General features: G+C 54.8%; 1 protein-coding gene. It reads left to right on the plus strand.

The window, feature by feature from the left end:
• Positions 1–3: 3 nt before the first annotated feature.
• Positions 4–465 (plus strand): DUF4435 domain-containing protein (locus EXE46_RS16515; protein ID WP_342765023.1); only part of this gene is annotated, 462 nt, incomplete at its 3' end.

Below are 465 nucleotides of genomic sequence, written 5' to 3' on the forward strand. Positions count from 1 at the left end.
GTTATCTCCGCGACAGGGGCTTTCGAAGATTTGCGCGGTCTCCATGACCTGGATTGCTACGGTTTGATTGACCGGGATTACCGAACTGACGAAGAGATCAAGTCGCTCGAAGCCAAATCTGTCCACGTCACGCAAGTATCCGAGATCGAGAACCTCCTGATCACCGAAGAGGTGCTCAGGGTCTTCGCCGAAGAAAAGCATTTTGACGAGGCCGAGGACACAAGCGTGAACGTCCTCGTCGGGAAGGCGAAGGAAGCTGTTTTTGACAGGCTGGAAGAAGAGAAGGAGCGGCTGGCCGCCTCCATTGCGGCGTACCGCATCCGGCGAGTACTCGAAAGGTTTGGTCCCGATCAGGACGATAGAGAAGCCCTGAAGGACAGCTTCGAGGAGGTAACAACCGTCGACACAGATGTGATTTATCAGGATGCCGAAGACGAGATCTCCGCTGTTTTAAGGGACCGCGAC

Origin of the sequence: Halorubrum sp. GN11_10-6_MGM (genome assembly GCF_005435165.1) — an archaeon.
Lineage (GTDB): Archaea > Halobacteriota > Halobacteria > Halobacteriales > Haloferacaceae > Halorubrum.